The following is a 23,578-nucleotide window of genomic DNA, read 5'->3' as shown; positions in this document are numbered from 1 at the left end:
CAGCAAACGTCTGATCGGCATGAATATGAGGGCTTCATTATTAAGAGCAGGTTTATTTACCGCTATATTATTTTCTTCTGTAATAACTGCTTCCGCACAGGATGCCAGGGAATTATATACAACAGCGACAGGTTTTATACGTGATGGTGATTATTCCAATGCTATCCTGGTATTAAACCAGGCACTGCAACAGGAACCTGATAATATAGACTTCAAAAAACAGCTCGGCTTTGCATATTACCTCCAGGGAGATATGAGTAAAGCTAAAAATATCATTGAGCCCATACTCAACAAAAAAGAAGCAGACGAGCAGACCTTCCAGATCGCTGGTAACATCTATCAGTCCCGCCAGGAATGGAAAACAGCACAGAAGCTGTATGAAAAAGCATTGCGTAAATTTCCGGAAAGCGGAGAACTGTATAACGATAACGGACAGTTGCTCATGTTCCTCAAAGTATTTGAAGGCGGCATGGGAAGCTATCTGAAAGGTATCGAGAAAGCACCGAACTTCTCCAGCAACTATTACAATGCCATTAAAGCATATGTGTATATGAATAATCCCGTGTGGGTAATCATCTACGGGGAAATATTCGTCAACCTGGAAAGTTATACTGCACGTACTGCCGAAGTCAGAAACCTGTTGCTGGATGCCTACAAATCTTTATACAACGATCCGGCACAGCTGAACAAAGCGATTGAAGACGAAAACGAAAATAAAAACAGGAAGAAAGCAGTCGCTGATTTTGCCGTTGCATTCAAAGCATCCATGGGGAAACAGATCAGTGTTGTAATGGCAGGCATAGATCCTGAAACGCTCATTATGCTGCGTACCCGCTTCCTGCTTGACTGGTACAGTTTTTCCGGTCTGCGTTTTCCATATGCACTTTTTGACTATCAGCGCTCCCTGCTGAAACAGGGAATGTTTGAAGCGTATAACCAGTGGATGTTTGGTCCTGTTGCCAATCAGCCGGCATACAGAGCCTGGACAAACATGCACAAGGCAGAATACGATGCTTTTTTACAATATCAGCGTAATCACCCACTGAAGTTAAGAGCGGATGAATATTACAACGACAACAAGTTTACGATGGTGAGGTGAGGTGATTGAGCCAATCAGGTAATCAATTCTCAAATTCCACATATGTTTAACATCAAACACCAAAACACAATTGAGAACGCCGTAAAGGCGAATCATGAAAGGGCTTTTTATTCACAGTACCCGGAACACCCCAAAGCCTATGGTGAAAATGCAGCAGAGCAGGGCGAAAACCGCTATAAAGCACTGCTGCAGCAACCCTTTAAGCAATTGCTGCAAACAGGAGAAACTTCCTGGGCAGGAGAAGAAGTGTCTCCTTATACCCAGGAGGCACTGGGCATTACCTACCCGATCTTCTCTCCCGACGAACTGGTACACCGTGCTATCGCTGCAGCGCCGCAATGGCGTAATACCACTGTAGACGTACGTGCTGACATCCTTGTGGAAACACTGGAAGCAGTAAAAGAACGCTTCTTCGACATTGCCTACGCCACTATGCATACGACCGGACAAAGCTTTATGATGAGCTTCCAGGCTTCTGGTCCGCATGCCAATGACAGGGCACTTGAAGCAATTGCCATGGGCTATCATGAAGGCAACCGCTACCCGGCATCTCTGATGTGGGAAAAACCAATGGGTAAAACATCCCTTCAACTGAAAAAGAATTTCCGGGCCATTCCGAAAGGAGTCGGTCTGGTGATAGGCTGCTCCACCTTCCCGGTATGGAACTCATTGCCAGGCATTTATGCCGACCTTGTAACCGGCAATCCGGTGATTGTGAAACCACACCCGAAAGCCATTCTGCCAATTGCCATCGTAGTAGCTGCAATTCAGCAGGTATTACAGGAAAAAGGCTTCAGCCCTGCCCTTTGTCAGCTGGCAGCGGATACGTCAACAGCGCTTATTACCAAAACCCTGTGCGAGCATCCGGGTATTCAGCTGATTGACTATACCGGCGGCAGTGCCTTTGGTAACTATGTGGAGGCATTGAAAAACAAGACCGTATTCACTGAAAAAGCAGGCGTCAACTCTGTTATTATCGACAGCGTGGCAGATATCGATGCGGTGATGCAGAACCTGGCTTTCTCAGTGTCATTATACTCAGGACAGATGTGTACTGCTCCGCAGAATTTCTTTATTCCTGCTGAAGGAATCACGACCAGCAATGGCAGACTTTCCTTTGATGAAGTAGTACAGAAATTTAAGGATGCGGTTGTAAGCCTCGTCAACAATCCTAAAATGGGAGCGGGTACACTGGGCGCCCTGCAGAACGAAAATACCCTGGAAAGGGCACATAATGCAGGCAAACTGGGCGCAAAAGTCATCCTTGAAGGACAACCTTTAATCAATGAAGAGTTTACCCATGCCCGTGGTTGTACGCCATCCATCCTGGAAGTCAGCAGCAATGATAAACATATCTTCGAGCAGGAATTATTTGGCCCGGTTTTGTTGCTGATTAAAACAAAGGATACCCATGAATCCATACAGCTGGCCCGGCAAATGGCGCAACAACATGGTGCGATCACCTGCGCGGCCTATACCACCAGTCCCGAGATGAAAGAAAAGATCACCGAAGAGATGAATGGGGTATTTACACCGGTATCCTTTAACTTTACCGGATTCATCTGGGTAAATCAACATGCGGCATTTTCAGATTTTCATGTGACAGGTGGAAACCCTGCCGGAAATGCCAGTTTCACTAATCCGGAATTCATCCTGCGCCGGTTCGTATGGGTAGGAAACCGGGAAGTGGCCGGAAGCTGACGGAATAATTTGTTTATGAAATATATACTTTCTATCATGCTGATCACCTTGCTGGCTGCCTGTGAACAGGCGCCGAAAGCTGACAAGGCGACCATTACAGAGGCTCACCCGGTAAAAGAGGGTAAAGGAAGCCCATACCTGGTTGACACCGCTAACAGCGAATTACGCTGGATAGGCACCAAGCCTACCGGCAAACATACCGGCCGGTTTACACTGCAGGAAGGAAAGTTATTGGTAAAAGACACGGCCATCACCGGTGGTAACATCATTATCCGTATGAACTCCCTGGAAAATATCGACCTGTCCAAATCAGATACTTCTCTGAAACGTAAACTGGAAGATGAGTTAAAAGGCCCGCTGTTCTTCGATGTGGTAAATTTCCCGGTAGCTACGTTTGAGATCACCAATGTCAGCGACTTTACGCCTTCTGTGGGTAATGAGGTATTGATGAAGAACGCAAATTATACGGTACAGGGTAATCTGACGATCAAGAATATCACTAAGAATATCTCCTTCCCTGCTATTATCAGGTTTGAAAATGGCACTATCACAGCAATGGCCAATTTCAATATCGACAGAACGCTGTGGGGAATGACCTACAGAGCTGATAAATCCATGCAGGACAAACTGATCAACTCAGCGGTAAATCTTGAATTCAGAATCACTGCTGCCAAATAATACGTTCGCCGTATAAGCATAAAATAAAAGGAGGCTGTCTACCAATATGGCGGACAGCCTCCTCTTATTTTATACCTGTTATTACCAGTTTATTTTTTCTTGTCTGCTTTGAACCGGCCGTTGGGTTGTATAGAAGTCAGTGACACTACTTCTCCTTTGTCATTCAGACTGAACTCTACGGTAAACCCTTTTACTTCCTTTAAGGCGAACTTGTTTTTATCTACAGGCACCAATGTAAAGTCCATTTGTCCTGGTACATTCATCATCAGCTGATCTTCTCCTTTGATGTGCACAGTTGCCTCCATTCCCCCAAAAGAATAAACACCGAGGTATTTCTCTAAAGCTGCTTTTGTAAGCGGAGCCATTTTGGGCGTTCTGCTAAAACGTACAGGATCTTTTACCCCCAGATCAATTTCGGTTTCATTAATATCGCCGTTCATATCTGCGTTGAATTTGATCCTTGAACCTGGTGCGGTGGTATCAATGCCTGTGTATTTATCTACCTGATACGTCTGAAATACATCATAAGCCACATGCTTCAGATAATTCTTTTCCTGCGGAATCAATGCAAATAAAGAGTCATTCTGAATAACGACCTCATAACTGCCGAATGATTTACTGACATACATGCCGGTATAATCACTCAGACTACGGATCACACCTGCTCCCTTCACTTTCGCTGTATCTTTACTATCTGAACCTTTTTTATCCGTGGCCAGTTGAGCCGCTCTCTTTTTCACCATAGAATCTGACAGGGCATAGTATTTCAATCCGAGCAGTTTGTCAGAAAAGAGGTTCCTCACCAGCATAGGCACCGGAGAACCATTCTGGTTAGCCAATACGATAATACCGATACTATCGGAAGGATAGAAACAAGTGCTGGCGGTAAATCCGTCAATATTCCCACCATGCTCTACCTGGTAGTGTCCACGGTAAGAAGAGATCATCCATCCCAGACCGTAGTCGCTGCCATGTACTTCCGGCTGGTCTTTACCTGGCCGTCCGCCTCCCATTGCCATTTGTGCGCTTTGTGCCTCGCCAACATAGGCGGCAGGTATTACCTGCTTACCGTTATATTTCCCTCCATTGATCCAGGCAGATACCCAGTGCGCCATATCGCTGACACTACTGTTGATACTACCTGCGGGAGCGATGATCTGAATATCTTTATAGTCTTTTCTTGTGATGGCAGTGTCTTTGGTAACACCATATCCTACCGCTGCATCTTCTACTTTAAAACCGTCAATAGCAGTGGAGGAATGTGTCATACCCAGACTGTCAAAGAAGCGGAGCTTCATATTTTCTTCCCAGCTTTTACCGGTCAGCTTCTCTGCTACAGATCCCTGTGCCATGAACATAAAGTTGTTATACTGCCATTTGTAACGCAATGGCTCATTGGGTTCCATAAAACGAATGCGGTATAAGAGAGAATCCCTTGTAGGTGCGCCAAACAAATACCAGGAGTAGTCATAGCGGGACAATCCTGTACGATGGCTCATCATATCCCGCAGGGTGATATGCGCATTCATATCGTCATTGTAGAAGACGAGCTCCGGCAGGTAATTGCGTACGGGCGTTTCAAAGTCCAGTTTACCTTCTTCTCTCAATACGCCCAGTAATGCGGAAGTAAATGCTTTGGAACAGGAACCGATCGCAAATACTGTGTTGGGGGTAACCGGCAGTTTTTTCTCATAATCCCTATAGCCAAATCCTTTGGCATAAATCACCTTATCTTTCTCTACGACAGCGACAGCTACACCAGCAGCATGCCAGTCATGCAACATTTTCTCTACGATCTTATCAACGCCGGCAAGACGTTGCAGTTGTTTGTCATTTGATTGTGCACTGACACGCAGAACGGCGATCAGCAGGAGACACAGATACAGGCTAACTTTTCTCATGTTGGGAATTTAGTAAGCCAAGATACAAAACTTACTTAAAACCCATAATTCTTCATAACGTGGAATACTGTTTTCAAGCGGTGACAGCTTTCTCTTCTTTCTCCTCTTTCTCTTCGTATATCAGGCTGGAGAAGTCGCACAACTTGGATAGCAGGTTACATAACTCCACGCCATGCTCCGTTAACGCATAAGTTACCTTAGGCGGCATACCTGGAAACTGGTGACGGGTGATCAGTCCTGTTTTTTCCAATGTTTTCAGTCTGTCAGACAGAATATGATCCGTAATATAAGCCAGCTCTTCCCGGATACCTGAAAAACGGTTATTACCTTCCTCTATGCAAAAAAGGACGTCTGTAGTCCAGCGTCTGCTCATGGTAAACAGCAGCTCGTTCAGCGGACATTTGTTCTCCAGGTAAGACTGGTTCTGATAGTTAGATGAATTGGTTTTTCTTTCTGCCATATACAACACGTTTTTGTCGATAGACTCAAATTACTGTTATTGCCTTAGATGTCAAAGCAGTTTGGGATGGATGGCTTATCATCATATCAGGTTCCATTCATATCTTTATGCCGCAGGAACATTACATGTTCCACAAAAAGTAAATATGGTCCGTTTAGTTCTCATCATCATCGCCTTCCTGGTTTCTTTGCTGTCTGTTTTCAGAGCGCCTACCTATCACCTTTGGATGCTGGCCATCGGCGTAGCTGAATTCGCCTGGGTCTTTATCACGATTACCTTCGTTTTGCTGGTGACCGGACTATATCCCGGCAGATTTCAGCTGGCAGGTACACTGATCGGACTCACCGCTTTACTGCTATACATATCGCCGGTTATAAGGGCGTATTTCATTGCCAGGGATCTTCCCGCCGCCATGGACAAAGCCCTGGATGAACATGATGAAGAAGGCGGCAGAACAACTCCCTTCAGCTTTATTACCATGCTGACCGACTATCCGCAGCCCAAGGTCGCAGCAAAGACATATGCCTACCGTACAGACAATCTGGCCTCCTCCTTTATGGACTTCTATCCCGCACAGCAATCCGGCCTCCGGCCCTGTGTCATCGTTGTACATGGGGGCTCCTGGAGTAGCGGAGACAGTAAGCAGCTACCGGAGCTGAACAGCTACCTGGCACATGCCGGCTACCACGTCGTTTCTATCAATTACAGACTGGCCCCGGCTTTCCTCTGCCCTGCCCCTGTTGAAGACGTATATGCGGCCATGGACTATCTGCGTGCACATGCCTCCGAACTTCAGATAGATACCGACAACTTCGTATTGTTAGGCCGTTCCGCAGGAGCGCAGATAGCCCTATTGGCAGCTTACCGGCAACAGGTGCCAGGTCTGAAAGCTGTGGTTGACTTTTATGGTCCGGCAGATATGGTATGGGGCTATTCCCTCCCTGCGAATCCCCTGGTGATGGACTCCCGTAAAGTGCTGGAAAACTACCTTGGCGGTACTTACGGCGCTGTACCGGGTAATTATGCTGCCAGTTCGCCGATCGAATTCGCAGATAAACATGCCGTCCCTACCCTCATCATCCATGGTGCAAGAGATCCCCTGGTGGCTTACGAGCACAGTACCCGGCTGAATAAGAAACTCACAGATAACGGTATTAAACATTTCTTCCTTTCACTGCCCTGGGCCACACATGGTTTTGACTATAACCTGAAAGGTCCCGGCGGACAACTATCCACCTATGCGATAGAGCGCTTTTTACATAACGTAACACAATAATATGCAGGAACCGGGGAGACCCGGTTTTTTTTACGCTTATTTATGGATTTCGGTATTTTTCAGCATCCTAAACTTATGAAACATACAGCCCCTTTTACACTGCATATACCCAAACCCTGTTCTGAGAACTGGAACCAGATGACGCCTGACGAAAAAGGAAGGTTCTGTCAACATTGTCAGGAAGTTGTTGTTGATTTCTCTGCAATGAGCGACCAGGAAATAGCTGGATACTTGTCAAATACATCCGGAAAGACCTGCGGAAAATTCCTGCCGGAACAATTAAACAGGGGTATAGGTGCTCCTGCAAGCAACAGGAAGCCTGTTATTTCTATTGCCGCCATGCTATCTGCACTATATCTGTTCCTGCCGGAAGCGAAAGCTTCCCTTCGTCCATTGACAGAACAAGGCACAAAACCTTTAGCAGATACAAGTCGCAAAAAAGAAAAACCGGTACAGCTGATCAGTGAGATCAATGGTACTATTCTGGATGACGAAAATGAAGTATTGCCAGGTGCAACTGTAATAATAAAAGGGACAAGGACAGGAACGCGTACCGATGCTGACGGGCATTTTCACCTGCGCCTGCCGGAACCGGGAGCAACATATCTCACACTGGTCATTACATATGTTGGCTTTGAGACAAAAGAAGTAAAGGTTACACGCCCACATAAGAATCTACGTATCCGGTTAGATACAAGGACAATGGTATTGGGAGAATATGCTATTGTGCAGGAAAAATCTATCTGGCAGCACTTAGCCGACAAAGTAAAAATGATGCTGAGTTAATCATTCTCTTAAACTATCTATTATGAGGAAGACAAATCCGGTTACATTATCCATTCCACAAGCCTGTCATGAATCCTGGCAGGATATGCCCCCTAATGAAAAAGGAAGATTCTGTCAACACTGTCAGAAAACAGTAATTGACTTTACAAATATGAGTGATCATGAAATAGCCAGACTGGTGAACCGTTCAAAAGGGCAGCTCTGCGGACGACTTCATGTTTCACAACTTGACAGGGAAATCTATACCACTAAAAAAAATACACCGTGGATGAAAATTGCGGCGATGGTATCAGCGCTGACATTAACAACACCAGCGGTGAGCGCAAAAGCGGCAGCTATAGCAACAGTCCAGCTGAATGAAAAGGAAGATATCATTGCCAAGGGTGATACAACAATTGTTATTTCAGGTCAGGTAGTTGATACTACAGCAGCCCGTATACCATTACCAGGTGTAGATATTGTCCTGAAAGGTGGAAAGATAAGGACCATTACAAATGAGACTGGAGCATTCATGCTTCATCTACCCGCTGACATAAAGAAAGAAGACCTGCTGCTGGTAATTTCTTTCATTGGTTACCAAACACAGGTTTTGCCGATATCATCAGCTGAACTGCAACAAAATATCGTCGTTACCTTAGTACCGGAGCAATTTGATGGCGAAGGGGTAGTATTGGGCGGAGTTCATTCCTGGAGACCGTCTACTGTATGGCAAAGATTTAAATATAAGATAGGTTCTTTGTTCCATTAGTAGTAACTTTAAGTAAACCTATTTCTGATGCGATCAGCTGCACTCTCAGCCATCCCAAAAACAGCATATACTACTATGCTGCTCATTACTGTATTTACTTTCATGGCATCTTATACCAGTGCACAGCAGCGAAAAACAATAAGAAAGGAAAATACAACTATCAATGCAAAAAACAGGCACTCGCAAATAACAGCGACCTCCTGGCTCAAAGCCGATCTTCAGGCTATTACGCTCAACAAACATTTTATATCGGCGCCGGTGATACAAGATAGTCTTATATCTATTCCCCCCTTTCAGCCAGCAGCTACTCGTGCCGGAGGACTGGTCTGTGGAGTGGCAGGTGTATTGATCATCCTGCAACCCGATCCCTGGAAACCAGTTTCGCCTTTATCACTTTTTGATTTCCTGTAACCAGATAACATCCACGTGAGACATAATACTTAAAAGCCCCACTTATGAAAAAAGGCATTACAATATCCATTCCCACTCCCTGTCATGAATCATGGCAGGAGATGACGCCAGTAGAAAAAGGACGTTTCTGTAGTAGTTGTCAGAAAGCGGTGACTGATTTTACAGTGATGAATGATCAGCAAATAATCGACTTCATAAAAAAGCATCCGGGCAGCCATTGTGGAAGATTCCTGCCGGATCAGCTAAACATCCCCATACAGGCATTATCACAGACGCGGCGAAGATTTGTACCTGCCGCTATTTTTGCTGGCTTTACGGGCTTATTAGCGTTGTTTAGTCAGCAGTCGAAAGCCGCTGATAAAGACAAGCATCTAACGATGCAATTACCACTTACTTTTACGCCTGATGAGTATACAAAACCAGTAGCGGCAGACAATGATGATTCTTCATATATTATCAAAGGCAGAACATTCATAAAAGATGGCAGCAGAAAAGATACACTGATGTATGCTACAATACGTGTGAAAGATACTCAGATAGGCGCCCTCTCAGATTTACATGGACTCTTCCGGATACAACTGCCTAAAACACTATTCTCCGGAGAAGTTACGCTCGTCATACAGGCTGTGGGAACAGAAACGCAGCAACTCATTGTACAGCTGGATGAAAAGTCGCTTTCAAAAGAACTGGTAGTAGTTACACAGGAGTTAGCGACCACCGGCTTGATGATGATCGATAAAAATGGTGAACCTTATCATGCTGATAAAAGTCTGCGGGCCCGCTTACGTCGCCTGTTCAGCCGCCGTTAATTATTGCGCGTCAGGAACGAAGTTGATATCGGCCCCCTCTTTGAAAGTGACATACACACGTCTCCAGGGCTGATCATCTATCAGTTCCCATTTATGACCTGTACCGTGTGTATCCATGGCAATCAGCACATCTCCCGGTCTCAGTGTAAACTGTTCTCCGTGATAGGTTTCAAACAACAGTGTGCCGGATAAAGTAATGACATATTGCGTAGTGGGTGCAGGATGCCAGTCATAGGTAGAACGGGGAGCCGTTTCATTGAACATAATGGAATCTGCTTCTTTCACATCTCTGTGTGTTACAGAACCAATCGTAAAATGTGAATGGCCGTCTTCTCCGGTGTATAACTTAATTGCTCTGATCATGACTGTTGTTTCCTTGTTTCATACACAAGATAGGACTGTTTGCCTTAAAGTTTTGCTAAAATGCTGTAAATGCAGGAGGCAATAAGCCAATACCATATAATTGATTAAGTCAATATTTTATCATATTGATATCTAATCATTTAACAGAACACTTATTAGCCTACCCTTATCAATAATTGACTCAGTCAACAGATAAATCCGGTTCTATTCTCCCATATCAAAGGCATATCTGATCATCATTTTTTAACAATGGACATCAAACTATTTACTGTAATAGCATGTTAATCATAGTACGCCGCTCGTTACATTTGCTGCGTAGAGAAAAGAGCAGTACACTTACTTTAACAAACAGACCCACATGCTAAATTTTGAATTCAGGAACCCGACAAAAATCTTGTTTGGCAAAGGACAGATTGCCAACCTTGCAAAAGAAATTCCTGCCGGAGCAAAGTTATTGATGCTTTATGGTGGTGGCAGTATCAAACAGAATGGTATTTATGATCAGGTAAAATCGGCTTTACAGGGGTTCGATGTCCTGGAATTCGGTGGCATTCCCGCCAATCCGGAATATGAGGTGTTACTGAACGCGCTGAAGGTTATCAAAGATGAAAAGATCAACTTTATGCTGGCAGTAGGCGGAGGTTCCGTTATTGACGGCGTAAAATTCCTCTCTTCTGCCGCATTATATGAAGGGGATAATCCATGGGATATCCTTTCTCAAAGAATCGTGACCAAAAAAGGCCTGCCTTTTGGTACCGTGCTGACACTGCCAGCTACCGCATCAGAAATGAATTCAGGCGCTGTCATCAGCCGACATGAAACACAGGAGAAGTTCTCAATGGGTGGACCCGGACTATTCCCGCAGTTCTCCGTACTCGATCCACAGGTCGTTGCCTCTGTACCTAAACGCCAGATCGCCAATGGTATCACGGATGCTTTCACACATGTAATGGAACAATACATGACCTATCCTATCGGTGCATTACTACAGGATAGAATTGCCGAAAGTATCATGCAAACGCTGGTAGAAGTGGCGCCGAAGGTTGTCAAAGATCCATCTGACTATGAAGCAGCGGCCAACTTCATGTGGAGCTGTACCATGGCGCTGAATGGATTGATTCAGAAAGGGGTTCCTACGGATTGGGCCGTACATGCGATGGGACACGAATTAACAGCGCTGTTTGGCATCGATCATGCACGCACACTGGCCATTATTGCACCCTCCCATTACCGCTATAATTTCAATGGTAAAAAGGAAAAGCTGGCGCAATATGCGGAACGTGTATGGAATATCACCAGCGGTACAACAGATGAAAAAGCGGAAGCCGGCATCAAAGCAACAGAAGACTTCTTCCATTCCCTGGATATTAACACCAGACTGTCTGAATATACAGGCGATTTCAAAGGTACCGCACAGACGATCTCTCAGAAATTCATTGAGAGAGGCTGGAATGGTATCGGGGAAAGAAAAGACCTGACACCTTCAGATGTTGAGAAGATCGTAGAAATGAGCTATTAGTCAGCCCACACATACTAATACAAAAGCGCTTCAGCTAACGGGCTGAAGCGCTTTCTTTTATTACAATATCATTGACAGTTTAAACGGAGACTTCCGAGTCCGCCATCTTATGCTGCAATTCTTTTACCGTCATATTATACAGTATACTCTGACGCCCGTTCACACGTTGCACCAGGTGTACGTGCGCAATGAAGTTCTGTACGATCTGGATCTTATCACTTGGCGTTACCACCAGCAATTGCAGGTGCAGCTGCTTACAGAGTTCCATCAGATAAGTCGCTTTCTCTTCATCCTGGTTACTGAAGCTTTCGTCCACCGCAATGAATCGCAGACTTCTTGCATTTTTACCTTCTCTGGTAATACCAAACTGGTAAGCAATCGCACTACACAGGATCGTATAGGTCAGCTGCGCTTTCTCACCACCGGATAATTGTCCCATCTGACGATAGATTTTCTTGGACTCATTCGTTTCACGGAAACGTTCATCTGCCCAGAATTCAAACCAGTTACGGGCATCCAGTACACGTGCGCGGTATGCTTCACTTTCGTCCAGCGCGGCAATCAGTGGTTGTACTCTCTCACGGAAATGCTGTGCCTTTTCTTCAAAAGTACTCTGTTGCCAGTTGGCCGACTGTGGCAAAGCATCCAGCAAACGGCTCTTGAATTCACGTGCCTCACTACCGGAAGCCACCGGACGTTTTACCAGCTGTATATAAGTATCCGGCAGGCGGTTGAAGTTGATACCAGCCAGGGAATCATTCAGTTTCTGGATCGTATTGCTGATATCACGCTCCCATTTCTCCATCTCTTCATTCAATCCACCGATCTTATAAGTAATGGTAACGTTGATATAGCTTTCGAAATCCTTCTTATAGCCTGGCAGGTTATCATTCGTCAGTTTATCCAGCCATTCGATATACTCTGTAGCATGTACTGCATCATCAGATAAAGCATGTACATCTGAAATCCAGTCAGGGAAACGTTGTAGTATCTCTGCCTGCGGATTTTTCAGACGGTTGATACTTCTGTTCAGCATCACTTCTTCCTTATGACGGGCGTCTTCTGCCAGTCGCAGGTCCTGTTCTTTATTCTCACGCAGGGATTTATAGATCGCAGCTACGTTCTCCAGTGTGACGTTACCAAGCAGGTGACTGTTCTGCTGCTGGAAGTTCAGCAGTTCATCCTTATCGCCTTCTGTAACGTGCTGTAACAGGTGTTGCATTGCCTGTTGCTCTTCTTCCATCTCTTCAATGTTACGCTGTTCCAGCGCTTCATTTCTGATCAGCATCGCCTGCAGTTCCTGGTTGTCTTCCTTCTGACGTTCGATATCCAGCAATTGCTGTTTCAGGCCGTCTAATTCCTGGTTTTCATCTGTCAGTGATCCGATCTGGTCCTGCGCTTTGCGAATGGCCTTCTGTAGCTTACCGATATTTATTTCATCAAACCCTTTATGTTCCTTCAAACGTCCTGCTGCATAGAATTGCTTCTGCAAACGGGCGGATCTGGACTTACAGGTCTGCAATATTTCATTGGAAGAAATAATCGCTTCATTCAGCTTGCTTCTTTTGGAAATGAGGGCATCTTTTTTCCGCTCATTGTTCCAACCCATCACATAACGGGAAGCATCGTTACTGTGTGCACGGTCGTCCTTTTCATGCCTGTCACGGTTCTTGATCAAACCTTCTACCGTGATGGCCATGTCATTCCTTTGCAATTCCCGCTCACTGTTCACACACACATAGCTGAAATTCTGAATGATCTGCTGCTGTACCCACGGACTGAGCTTATGATCAGGATGGAAGTCAAGTTTATGATATACCGTATCATCTTCCGGATACAGTGTCAATGCCGACTCCTTGATTTGATAATAAATCAGGCGGGTACGCAGGTTATTGTTATTGACAAAGGAAGTTACCTTTTTATAGTGCTTCTCTGGTACCAGCAAACGCAGGGAGAAAGAGTGTAACAATTTTTCCAGTGCGGGTTGCCATTCGATTTCTTCTGATTTCACCTGTATCAGTTCACCGGCGAAAAGAATTTCACTTACATCAATTCTCAGACTGCTACAGATCTCTTTACGCAGATCTACCAGGTGAGACGGGATGTTATTCCGGGACTGATGCAGTAATTCTATTTCTTTTTCCAGGCTCTCTTTTTCACTCTCTGCACGTTCTTTTACACGTTTAGCACTGTACTCGTCTTCTTCATTCAGACGCTGTTCTGTTTCCAGTTTCAGGGCTGCGCGATTCGCTTCTTTCAGTATACGCTGATAAGTTGCATCGTCGTTTACCTCTTCCTCTTTCACATGCAGGGTATCGCACCAGGACGCGAATTCCTTTAGGCTGTCTTCTGCTTCTGCCTTTCTCTTTTCCAGGTCCTGAATATCCTTTTCCAGCTGTTGTAAACGCTGTCCGGCCTTATTCTGCTCCATCAGGTTTTTCGTCACACGCTCCTGTTCCAGGAGATCGGCCATATTGACTTTCGTTTCTTCGATCTTCTTCTGCAAAGACTCCACTTCGTGACGACGATCAATAAGCGCCTGTGTCAGCAACTGGTTACGGGTGAAGCTATTCCAGATGGTAGCTGTATTAAGCTCCTGCTTCAGCTGCATGATGGAAGTCAGATAAGAGGAGAAGTTCTCATGGTGCTCTTTAATAGGGCCCAGTAAGCGGATCTGCTCTTCTGCTTTCTCGATATTACGCTGTGCATCCAACAGTGTAGTCAGATGTTTCTTCAGCTCCTGAAACTGCTCTTCCATGTTACGCGGTTCCAGCATGTTGGTACGGATAAAGTCATCCAGGTTACCCAACACCTTGATACCAACGGTCTGGTTAAACAGTTGCACGGCCTGTATGCTCTGCATACCCAATGCTTCCACCATACGCTGTGCATACTTGCTGGCAGCGTCGAACCATTCTACCTGTCTGCGACCGCCTTTATTGTACAGCTGATCAATACGACGTTTCCAGGTACCGCCCATATCAAATGGGCTGAAATCGTCGGCTATATGCATCGCGCGGTGTGCAACACCGAAGATCTTGCGCATATCGCCATTGACGAAATACCTTACCTGGAACAAGGTTACATATTGTTCCGCTTCATTGGCAAAGTTGGCCAACAGAATGCTGTATGCCTCTTCTTTATTCTCTCTTAAATAAAGGGTTTTAGCTACGCCGGTGGCCTCATTATTGACCATCCCGTATCCACCCATTACATAAGAGTCTTCCGTTCTGTCACCTTTCTTTTCACTACCACTACTCTGGTTATAGAAACGGTACCTTTTCTCAGGTACCATCAGTGTCAGCAGGGCATCGATGAAGGTGGTCTTACCGCTACCATTGGCGCCTGTGAGCAGACTGGTTTCCCCGTTAGGCTTGATACTATGAATATGTTCATCAAATGTACCCCAGTTCAATACCTCCAGGTATTGTAAACGGAATCCACTTTTATGATTATCAGTACTGAAAACGTTTAACTGCATTGTTCTTTACAAAAAGTTTTATGGTATGTTATTCAGCTTCCACGCTACTGCCTATTGCCAGTTCGCTCAGCTGCTGCTGAAAAGTTTCCAGTGCTTCACTGTCCACTTTTGCTTTGATAATTTTCCTGATCCTGAACTTCTGTTCATCAGGCACTTCATGATTTTCTATACGATGCAGAAATCCGCTTTCTTCTACTTTATCGATCAGTCGGTCTATTTCTTTGAGGAATTTGATACGGCTGGCGCCTTCTTTAAAAAACAACTCTGCGTATTCCTTGATTTCCCGGCGTTTTTTAATCAGTTCACGGGAACCGGACTCACTGATTTCAAACTCAGCCATCATCTCACGCAGCAGCACCAGCATGATGCTCTCTTCATAGCTGAAGGAACGGCGGTGTATCCAGCTTACATAGGCTTCGTCATCTTCCGTCAAAGCATGTTTTACAAAAGCAAATCCATCCTGTTCATCCAGCACCAGGTACAAACCCAGTTGTTGCAGGAAGCCGGTAAGTTCAACTTTATATTGCAATAGTTTTTCCCAGGCGCCCTTCTCCACATATTCTACAGGGCCTTTCAACAGTTTTACCACTACTGGTGCATAAGGTAGTATTTTCGCTGTGCTCATAATAGTGTGTGCTGTTATTTACCAAATAATAGATATGGAACCTCTACAAATCGTGTCTGTTCCGGATTCAACGGAATCAGTTCTGTAGTGTTTTTTACAATATATGCACGGCTGGATTTTTCACGCAGGAAGTCATAGTAACTGATGACTTCCGCCAGCCCAAATTCCAACGGAGATTGCTCCAGTACTTCTTTCAGTGTCGCTGTCTGTTTATCTTTCAGCACTGTTTCTACTTTCTCCCAAAGCTGTTTTCTGTTGATGAAAGAAGTATTCAGCATACGGCTGAAACGTTCCACGTCCGCAATCTGTTCAGTTGCATTAGCAGGTTGTTTCACTTCCACGACGGACTTTTTCTGCTCCAGTGACAGCTTCTTTTCCATCACCATTCTGATCTGCGCGCTATCGTCGATATTAATGCCGCATTCGACATTCTGGTCTTCAATCAGATCAAATACGAATTCTTTGATGTTATTGATCTGCTTCCGTAAACGCCTGTGACGGGCGATTTCTTTTTCAGAAATGATACGACTCAGCTTTTCTGCCATCTTATCGTTCGCGTCATATACCGTTTTACCCTGCTGTAGCAGCATCGATTTGATATTGAGCAGGAACTGATCATCCGCCTTGATATTTCTTTCTTCAACGGTATGTACCAGCTGTTCTGTCAGTTCTCTCCACTCCTCCTGCCCTGCACGGGAGATCAGGAAGTCCCAGAAAGCATAGAAGCTCTTACCCTGATTACTGTTACGGAGTGAATCGTATGCTTCAAAAGCGAAGCCGATGATAGCCCCTTTGCTTTGTTCAGCTTTGGTATGTTGTTCTACGATGGTACGGTGAATCGCTTTGAAGTTATCCTCCACTTCACGGAAGTCGCTGATCAGTTCATAACACAGTCGCGTGAATAGTTCCAGGCGTTCTTCTACCTGGGCATTGTTGTACCTGTCAGGTACAATACCCAGTTCCAGTGCTTTGATCTCTTTATCGAGTTCTGATCGCTTGTTCTTTAGTATTTCCAGTTTCTTAGCCCTGTCATCTTCTGTATTCTCCACAATGTCCCGCAGGGAATTAAAAAGCAGCTTAAAGCGGCTTTCTGTTCCTACGTGCTGACGCAGCTGCAGGGTCTGCATCCACTGGAACACTTTTTCTGTGTATGCACTGAGCTGGTACTGGGTATTTCCTTCGGCATCCGGCAGGTCTTGCAGGAGCCTTTTCTGGACCCAGTTCAGGATATATTTTCTGGCGCGGGTTTCTTCATCCTCTCCAAAGTTGATCTTAGCTTCTTCCAGGTCTTCGGTACCATCATCCTGCTGGCCGAGGGTTTCGGCAAGCAGGCGGGTGAGTTGGCCTTCTGATATAGAAAACCGGTTCTCCTCCTTAAAAACACCATATAGGAAGGGTAAAATCCATTGCGTATTGCGCAAGCGAAGCATTTGAATGGCTGGCGAGGTGGATATTAACCAATATAGATCGTCTTTATTCATATTAAATCCCCAAAGGGCTGTAATTTGGAGAAAAAAAATGGATTTGTGAACGGTTGTGGATAATGGGAAAGTCGTATTTTGACCTATATCCTGACTATGAAAGTATTATTAATCACGTGTTTATTGTTACTGGGGACGCAAAAAGCCGCATTTTGTCAGTCTAAATGTGCGGTTGTATATGACCAATTTGACATTATGCCAGTCCTCCCTGACCTTCAAAACGCAATGTACAAACACGCAAGCACTCAAATTACCCCCATTATCGGAATGATGGCCGGAAAGGATCCGGAATGCATGTTATCCAGTTTACATGCTAAACTGCTGGTCAACACGCAGGGAAAGGTGATAGACGTCTATTTCCGGACGTACATGCCGTTTGTTTTGCAGGAACGTCTTTGTGAAGAGTTCCTAAAAATGGAAGGATTTCAGCCAGCTGTATACAACGGGCAGACGGTATGCGCTATGTTTCCGTATGTAATCAGGTGTATGAGCTGGCAGGAGTAAGGGACGAGAACAATTCCCCTATTGCATTGTTTTTACAATCAGGCAGCTATATACCATTCACGTCAACATATACTTAAACCTACACTACATGAAAGTATTCAAGAGGATCCTCCTGCTAATTGTCGCCGTTATTGCCATTTTACTGCTGATTGCCGTCTTCACAAAGAAAAACTATGGGATTGAGCGGGAAATCGTAATCAACCAGCCCAAACAGGTGGTTTTCGACTACATCAAGCTGCTGAAAAACCAGAATGACTACAGTAAATGGGCCATGATGGACCCGGGTATGAAAAAGACCTATAACGGCACTGATGGCACGGTAGGCTTCATTTCAGCCTGGGAAAGCGATAAAAAAGAGGTGGGTAAAGGAGAACAGGAGATCAAAAAGATCACTGAAGGAGAACGCCTTGATTTTGAACTGCGCTTCTATAAACCCTTCGAATCTACCGAACAGGCGTATATGACAACAGAAGCGGTATCCCCTTCCCAGACAAAGGTGAAATGGGGCTTCAATGGCCATATGGGTTATCCTTCCAACCTGATGCTACTGTTCATGGATTTCGAAAAAATGATCGGGGACGACCTGCAGACCGGACTAACAAGACTGAAGGGCGTACTGGAAAAATAATAAAGCCGGATATGGCAATAAGGTGCTGGTGACGGAAAGTTGCCAGCACCTTATTTTTTAAAGCAGTCCCTGCCGAATGCACTGAGCTGATTTTATGTAAATATGAATATTATCAATATTTTTACTCCCTCATGCCCTCCTGGGCTAATTTTTTAATAGCAGTTTTCTATGTCAAGCCAAGCAGCAGCGCAACCGCTGGTATCAATAGTGGTGGCTACCTATAATGGAGCAAAGTATATTGAGTCACAGATGGATTCGCTGATTGCGCAGACGTATCCCAATACCGAGATCATTGTTGTAGATGACCGCAGCACCGACAATACCTTAGCAATACTCGAAAGATATGCCCGGCAATACCCTCACGTACATGTATATGAAAATGAGGTCAACCTGGGATATATCAAGAATTTCGAAAAAGGTGTTACCCTGTCTAAAGGAAGCTATATTTCCTTTTCCGACCAGGACGATGTGTGGGTACCGGAAAAGACGGCTGAACTGATGGCGGCAATAGGCGATTACCCGATGATCACTTCTGACTCTGAAATCGTGAATGACCAGCTGGAAAAACGCTGGAATCACTCTGATCTTAAAGAGATACAGGACTTCAACAATCCCCTGGTTTTTGCTACTGACAACTGCGTAGCCGGCCATGCGCTGATCATGAAAAAAGAGATCGCAGATGCTGCTATCCCATTCCCGGATATGCCGCATGATCTCTGGCTGGGATTCTTTACCACCCTGCATGGTACAATTAAATACCTCGATAGGCCCTTTGTAAAGTGGAGACAACACGGCAACAATGTGACCAGCAAACATACCGGGACTAAAAAGAGAATAGACGCTACCAAATTCCGCCTGATGACGTTCCGTGATTGCTGTCCGCCGGCATTTGCGAAAGAAAAGAAGGTCTTTGCTGAACTGCTTGAAACTTACGAAAGTTACTCACTCATACACAACTTCAATCGCATGCGCCTGTATTTCGGCAATAAGAAATACCTGCTGGCGATGAAAAAAAGGAATCCGTTCCGGAAGTTCCTGTACTGTATTAAGATGTTCTTCCAGATGCGGGAACATCCATAATCGCCGACATACATCCTTCAATAAAATCGTGAAAATCATTACTCGGCAACACCCATGCTGCTGACAAGGCTTATAAACAAAGGCGATATAGCAGGACATTGCTATATCGCCTTTTTAGTAGCCTCGACAGGAATCGAACCTGTATCTGGAGCTTCGGAAACTCTTATACTATCCATTGTACTACGAGGCCAAAGCCATCCTGTTCACCAGGAAAGGAAGGCAAAACTAAGGTATTTAAAGATCAATTACAAAAGCGGTTTACGCTTATTTTCGATCACATATTGAGATTCGTCTTGAAGATTTTTACAGCAATCGCCAGAAGGATTACGCCAAAGAATTTACGTACCACCATCAATCCTGCTTTACCCAGCATACGTTCGATCCAGCTCAGGGAACGAAGCACTACGTAAATGATCACCAGGTTGAGCAAAATACCCGCGAGGATATTTGTTTCTTCATAGTTGGCTTTCAATGACATAATGGTTGTCAGTGTACCCGAACCCGCAATCAGGGGGAATGCGATCGGGATTAGACTACCCGTTTTCGTATCCTTTTCACTTTTGAAGAATTCAACACCCAGGATCATTTCTAATCCGATTACAAAGATCACAATCGAGCCTGCGACCGCAAAGGAGTGCACATCAACGCTCAACAAATTAAGAAAAGGTTCTCCTACCAGCAGGAAAAGCACCATCAGGAAACCGGATGCGATAGTCGCCTTTCCGGAATCAATATGGCCAAGCTTCTCTTTCAGTGAAATCAGCACCGGGATAGAACCAACAATATCAATTACCGCAAAGAGCGTGAACGTAATAGCCAGAATCTGGTCAAAACTGAACATAGGAGTAACGTATTTTAAACAAAAATAACGGTTTAATTGGTTATTACATATGGAAATATACTGCTATACCTGGAATTAGTAAGGGTATTAAAAAAGGCGCCCCGCCAATGGAGGGACGCCTTTTTTGTGATTCGGTCAGATGATCAACCTGGCATACGGGACAGGTACTTATCCATTTCTTTAATCTGACTAACTATTTGACCAGTAGTAGCTTTCTGTGCTTTTGCCCTGCGGAGGTAATCTTTCGCAGTTTTGAAGTCACGACGGCTCATACAGATAGATGCGAGTGTCAGCAATGCAGCAGCGGTGTTTTCCTTATCAGGCAGTCCCATACGTACTGCTTTTTTCAGGTTCTGGTCTGCTTCTTTCAGGTCATTCTTCTGATAAGCGATGGTACCCAGCTGGAAGTACTGCATACCTTCATATTCCTTCATCGGACTGCCGGACGCGATACTCTGACGGATGGTAGCTTCCGCTTTGTCCAGGTCCTTATTGTACATCGCCATGTTACTCTGCATAAAGTAGTATACGGAGCGGATAGGTTTATACAGCAGCTTAGGAAAAGCGATCTTATTCATCATTCCCATCGCCTTATCAAGATCTCCGGCTTCAACAGCCTCCTGCACCAGCCTCATTGGTCCGAACATAAAGTGCGTAACAATGCATATTACGGCTATCAGCAAAGGAATAGTAGCTTCCCACCATCCTATCGTAATACCCAGCGCAACACCACCCACCAGGAAAAGGATCCCTAATGGCAGACGATATAGAATAAATAAATTAAATGCTTTCATTTGCGAATCTTGTTTTTAAAATCAGGTACTCCCCTTACAAAGTTGCACGTTTTACCGCTTATTACATTATAAGAGGCGCAAAGATAAATAAAAAAAGATGTGCCGATATTAAGAGATTCTTTTAACTTTGAATCATCAGATGATATGATGACTTAAGTTATGACAATGATCAGAAAAAACAGTCTGGCCGACGAAGTAGCCCAGCGCTTACAGGAACAGATCTCACTTGGCACTTATAAACCTGGCGAAAAATTGCCCACTGAACCTGCACTGATGCAGACCTTTGGTGTAGGTCGTTCCTCCATCCGGGAAGCGGTACGCATCCTGTCCAACAGCGGTGTTCTCCGCGTACAGCAGGGACTGGGCACCTTTGTGGAAGCCAGCACTGGTATCGAAGAACCACTGCCCCAGCGTTTAAAAAGAGCTACTGCCGACGACCTCGACGAAGTACGTCTGCTCCTGGAAATGAAAATTGCCCAGAAAGCAGCACTGAACAGAACAGCTGAAGACCTGGAAAAAATGGAATCCTGGTTACGTCAACGGAAAGAAGCAGCCGCTATCGATGATACAGCGGCCTCCATAGAGGCGGATATCAATTTCCATATTTCCATTGCGGAAGCCTCTAATAACAGCATTCTGACTGATCTGTATAAAACAGTCGCACATCACCTGAAAAATCACTTTCTCGCACAATTCAAAAATGCGGAGACCTTCAGAGAAACCCAGCAGCTGCATAAAAATCTGCTGAACAGCATCAGTGTTCAAGACCCGCAAAAGGCATGGCACTGGGCACAACGCATTGCACAACATAACAACGAAGAGCCAACAAAGTAAACAGTCACCATGGAAAAGACTTTACAGGAAACAGCCAAAGCACAGGCACAGCAGGCAGCCAGCAATACCGTATTTTCTATACTGCTGGCACTGAGTTTTTCTCACATGATCAATGACACGATACAGTCGCTGATCCCTGCAATCTACCCTATTGTAAAAGACTCATTAAAACTCACTTTCAGTCAGATCGGGCTGATCACACTGACCTATCAGCTGACGGCATCATTGCTGCAACCACTGGTGGGTCTTTACACGGATAAGCGCCCTCAACCCTATTCCCTGGCAATCGGAATGGGCTTCACCCTGCTCGGGCTTATCAGTCTGTCGCAGGCGCACCATTTCTACCTTGTACTGATATCTGTGGCACTTGTAGGTGTAGGCTCTTCAATCTTTCACCCGGAGGCATCCAGACTTGCCTATATGGCTTCAGGTGGTAAACATGGTATGGCACAGTCGCTCTTCCAGCTGGGCGGTAATGCAGGTAGTTCCCTGGGCCCTCTACTGGCAGCGATGATCATTGTACCAAAAGGCCAGGGCAGCATCAGCTGGTTTGCACTGGCGGCTTTACTGGCAATTGTAGTCATGCTGAATATTGCCTCCTGGTACAGGAATAACACACATCGCATTCGCAGTAAATCAAAAGGTGTCGACGATGTACAACATGTACAGTTGTCAAAAGGGAAAGTGACATTTGCCTTGAGCATATTGCTGGTCCTGATCTTTTCCAAGTACTTCTACATGGCCAGCATGACCAGTTATTACACCTTTTATCTCATTGATAAGTTCCATATCTCTGTACAGAGTGCACAGGTCTACCTTTTCATCTTCCTGTTTGCGATTGCTGCAGGCACCTTTATCGGCGGCCCTGTAGGCGACCGTATCGGGAGAAAATATGTAATCTGGATTTCTATTCTTGGCGTAGCGCCTTTCTCATTGTTATTGCCACATGCCAATCTGCTCTGGACATCTGTGCTCAGTGTTTTCATTGGTGTGATATTGTCTTCCGCATTTTCTGCGATACTCGTATATGCGCAGGAACTGGTGCCAGGTAAAGTAGGCATGATCGCCGGACTATTCTTCGGACTGGCATTCGGCATGGGAGGGATCGGATCTGCCTTACTGGGTAAACTGGCCGACAGCACCAGTATCGCTTATGTATTCGACGTATGTGCCTATCTGCCGCTGATAGGATTGCTCACAGGTTTCCTCCCCAACGTAGATCGTTCAGGTAAAACAAAATAAAAAAAACCAGCTCACCGGTCCCTTGTGGTAAAAGGAATTTTATCACCAGAGACTGGTGAGTGCATTATAAGATAAAACGCTCTGGGTTTCATCAATTAAATAACCATTAAGACACAATCTTTATATAATAGCGTAATAATGTTCAAGCAATAAGTTTAAGTGTGATTCGTGGAATAACGGGATATATTCTTGTATCGCGTAACGTAAGTCTGTCCTTCAGGTCTTGTTTCAAAATTAGCAGTTGGTGCTGAAATAACATTGCAGTTACAGGCTGGGCAGTGAATTTTAACACGCCCTTTCCATCTCCCTCAAGTATT

The 23,578-nt window shown here is 45.0% G+C and carries 22 protein-coding genes and 1 tRNA gene; 14 read left to right on the top strand and 9 right to left on the bottom strand.

The genetic code is table 11. The annotated features are described in order from the left end of the window. Positions 1–19 precede the first annotated feature (19 nt). From CPIN_RS05630 to CPIN_RS36370, 3 genes are read left to right on the top strand one after another with little or no spacing between them, the layout of a single operon-like run. Entirely contained in the window at positions 20–1,099 is a 1,080-nt protein-coding gene (locus CPIN_RS05630) for a tetratricopeptide repeat protein (protein WP_044217942.1), read from the top strand. Between the two features lie 42 nt (positions 1,100–1,141). After that, entirely contained in the window at positions 1,142–2,800 is a 1,659-nt protein-coding gene (paaN, locus tag CPIN_RS05625) for a phenylacetic acid degradation protein PaaN (protein ID WP_012788810.1), read from the top strand. Between the two features lie 15 nt (positions 2,801–2,815). Then, entirely contained in the window at positions 2,816–3,478 is a 663-nt protein-coding gene (locus CPIN_RS36370) for a YceI family protein (protein ID WP_012788809.1), read from the top strand. Between the two features lie 89 nt (positions 3,479–3,567). On the opposite strand, the gene CPIN_RS05615 is transcribed toward CPIN_RS36370, so the two are convergent. Together CPIN_RS05615 and CPIN_RS05610 are read right to left on the bottom strand one after the other, a co-directional pair. Continuing rightward, a complete protein-coding gene (locus CPIN_RS05615; RefSeq protein ID WP_012788808.1) occupies positions 3,568–5,379 on the bottom strand; it encodes a serine hydrolase in 1,812 nt (603 codons plus the stop codon). Between the two features lie 73 nt (positions 5,380–5,452). Beyond that, positions 5,453–5,839 carry a winged helix-turn-helix transcriptional regulator gene (locus CPIN_RS05610; protein ID WP_012788807.1) on the bottom strand — a complete coding sequence of 129 codons (387 nt, stop codon included), beginning with the start codon at positions 5,837–5,839 and terminating at the stop codon, positions 5,453–5,455. A gap of 145 nt (positions 5,840–5,984) precedes the next feature. Between CPIN_RS05610 and CPIN_RS05605 the strand changes: the two genes are divergently transcribed. The 5 genes from CPIN_RS05605 to CPIN_RS36365 all read left to right on the top strand — a co-directional run bounded on the left by CPIN_RS05605 (position 5,985) and on the right by CPIN_RS36365 (position 9,869). Then, entirely contained in the window at positions 5,985–7,115 is a 1,131-nt protein-coding gene (locus CPIN_RS05605; RefSeq protein WP_012788806.1) for an alpha/beta hydrolase, read from the top strand. A gap of 75 nt (positions 7,116–7,190) precedes the next feature. After that, positions 7,191–7,901 (top strand): carboxypeptidase-like regulatory domain-containing protein, encoded by a 711-nt coding sequence (locus CPIN_RS05600; protein ID WP_012788805.1) that lies wholly within the window; start codon positions 7,191–7,193, stop codon positions 7,899–7,901. 22 nt (positions 7,902–7,923) lie between these two features. Then, a complete protein-coding gene (locus CPIN_RS05595) occupies positions 7,924–8,649 on the top strand; it encodes a carboxypeptidase-like regulatory domain-containing protein (protein WP_012788804.1) in 726 nt (241 codons plus the stop codon). Positions 8,650–8,676: 27 nt separating this feature from the next. Then, positions 8,677–9,060, top strand: coding sequence for a hypothetical protein (locus tag CPIN_RS05590; RefSeq protein ID WP_012788803.1), 384 nt, complete (start codon positions 8,677–8,679; stop codon positions 9,058–9,060). Between the two features lie 44 nt (positions 9,061–9,104). Next, entirely contained in the window at positions 9,105–9,869 is a 765-nt protein-coding gene (locus tag CPIN_RS36365) for a carboxypeptidase-like regulatory domain-containing protein (RefSeq protein ID WP_012788802.1), read from the top strand. On the opposite strand, the gene CPIN_RS05580 is transcribed toward CPIN_RS36365, so the two are convergent. Further along, positions 9,870–10,232, bottom strand: a complete 363-nt coding sequence (locus tag CPIN_RS05580) for an AraC family ligand binding domain-containing protein (protein ID WP_012788801.1) — start codon at positions 10,230–10,232, stop codon at positions 9,870–9,872. Between the two features lie 358 nt (positions 10,233–10,590). Here CPIN_RS05580 and CPIN_RS05575 point away from each other — a divergent pair, with 358 nt between their 5' ends. Next, entirely contained in the window at positions 10,591–11,751 is a 1,161-nt protein-coding gene (locus CPIN_RS05575) for an iron-containing alcohol dehydrogenase (protein WP_012788800.1), read from the top strand. 79 nt (positions 11,752–11,830) lie between these two features. Here CPIN_RS05575 and CPIN_RS05570 read toward each other — a convergent pair whose 3' ends face one another. Genes CPIN_RS05570 through CPIN_RS05560 form a run of 3 tightly spaced genes read right to left on the bottom strand, consistent with a single transcriptional unit; the run spans position 11,831 to position 17,338 of the window. Continuing rightward, complete coding sequence (locus CPIN_RS05570) at positions 11,831–15,232, bottom strand: ATP-binding protein (RefSeq protein WP_012788799.1); 3,402 nt, start codon at positions 15,230–15,232, stop codon at positions 11,831–11,833. 28 nt (positions 15,233–15,260) lie between these two features. Then, positions 15,261–15,857: a DUF4194 domain-containing protein gene (locus tag CPIN_RS05565; RefSeq protein WP_012788798.1), complete on the bottom strand. Its 597-nt coding sequence runs from the start codon at positions 15,855–15,857 to the stop codon at positions 15,261–15,263. A 14-nt stretch (positions 15,858–15,871) separates the two neighbouring features. Next, entirely contained in the window at positions 15,872–17,338 is a 1,467-nt protein-coding gene (locus CPIN_RS05560) for a DUF3375 domain-containing protein (RefSeq protein WP_012788797.1), read from the bottom strand. Positions 17,339–17,563: 225 nt separating this feature from the next. Here CPIN_RS05560 and CPIN_RS05555 point away from each other — a divergent pair, with 225 nt between their 5' ends. The 3 genes from CPIN_RS05555 (at position 17,564) to CPIN_RS05545 (ending at position 19,550) form a co-directional block, all read left to right on the top strand. Continuing rightward, positions 17,564–17,842, top strand: a complete 279-nt coding sequence (locus CPIN_RS05555; RefSeq protein ID WP_148230511.1) for a hypothetical protein — start codon at positions 17,564–17,566, stop codon at positions 17,840–17,842. A gap of 88 nt (positions 17,843–17,930) precedes the next feature. Next, entirely contained in the window at positions 17,931–18,470 is a 540-nt protein-coding gene (locus tag CPIN_RS05550) for an SRPBCC family protein (protein ID WP_012788795.1), read from the top strand. A gap of 168 nt (positions 18,471–18,638) precedes the next feature. Next, positions 18,639–19,550 (top strand): glycosyltransferase family 2 protein, encoded by a 912-nt coding sequence (locus tag CPIN_RS05545; protein WP_012788794.1) that lies wholly within the window; start codon positions 18,639–18,641, stop codon positions 19,548–19,550. Between the two features lie 118 nt (positions 19,551–19,668). Here the strand turns inward: CPIN_RS05545 and CPIN_RS05540 are convergent. The 3 genes from CPIN_RS05540 to CPIN_RS05530 form a co-directional block, all read right to left on the bottom strand. Continuing rightward, positions 19,669–19,740, bottom strand: a tRNA-Arg gene (locus tag CPIN_RS05540). A gap of 84 nt (positions 19,741–19,824) precedes the next feature. Then, positions 19,825–20,391, bottom strand: coding sequence for a MarC family protein (locus CPIN_RS05535; RefSeq protein WP_012788793.1), 567 nt, complete (start codon positions 20,389–20,391; stop codon positions 19,825–19,827). 143 nt (positions 20,392–20,534) lie between these two features. Next, on the bottom strand, positions 20,535–21,185 hold the full coding sequence (locus CPIN_RS05530) for a tetratricopeptide repeat protein (protein ID WP_012788792.1): 651 nt from the start codon (positions 21,183–21,185) through the stop codon (positions 20,535–20,537). A 165-nt stretch (positions 21,186–21,350) separates the two neighbouring features. On the opposite strand from CPIN_RS05530, the gene CPIN_RS05525 reads away from it, so the two are divergent. Beyond that, positions 21,351–22,019: a FadR/GntR family transcriptional regulator gene (locus CPIN_RS05525; protein ID WP_012788791.1), complete on the top strand. Its 669-nt coding sequence runs from the start codon at positions 21,351–21,353 to the stop codon at positions 22,017–22,019. A gap of 9 nt (positions 22,020–22,028) precedes the next feature. Beyond that, on the top strand, positions 22,029–23,261 hold the full coding sequence (locus CPIN_RS05520; protein WP_012788790.1) for an MFS transporter: 1,233 nt from the start codon (positions 22,029–22,031) through the stop codon (positions 23,259–23,261). Positions 23,262–23,578 lie beyond the last annotated feature (317 nt).

The sequence above is a fragment of the Chitinophaga pinensis DSM 2588 genome, assembly GCF_000024005.1.
Classification (GTDB): domain Bacteria; phylum Bacteroidota; class Bacteroidia; order Chitinophagales; family Chitinophagaceae; genus Chitinophaga; species Chitinophaga pinensis.
Note: the sequence above shows the minus strand (reverse complement) of the source record. Positions and strands in the feature narration are given on the sequence as shown.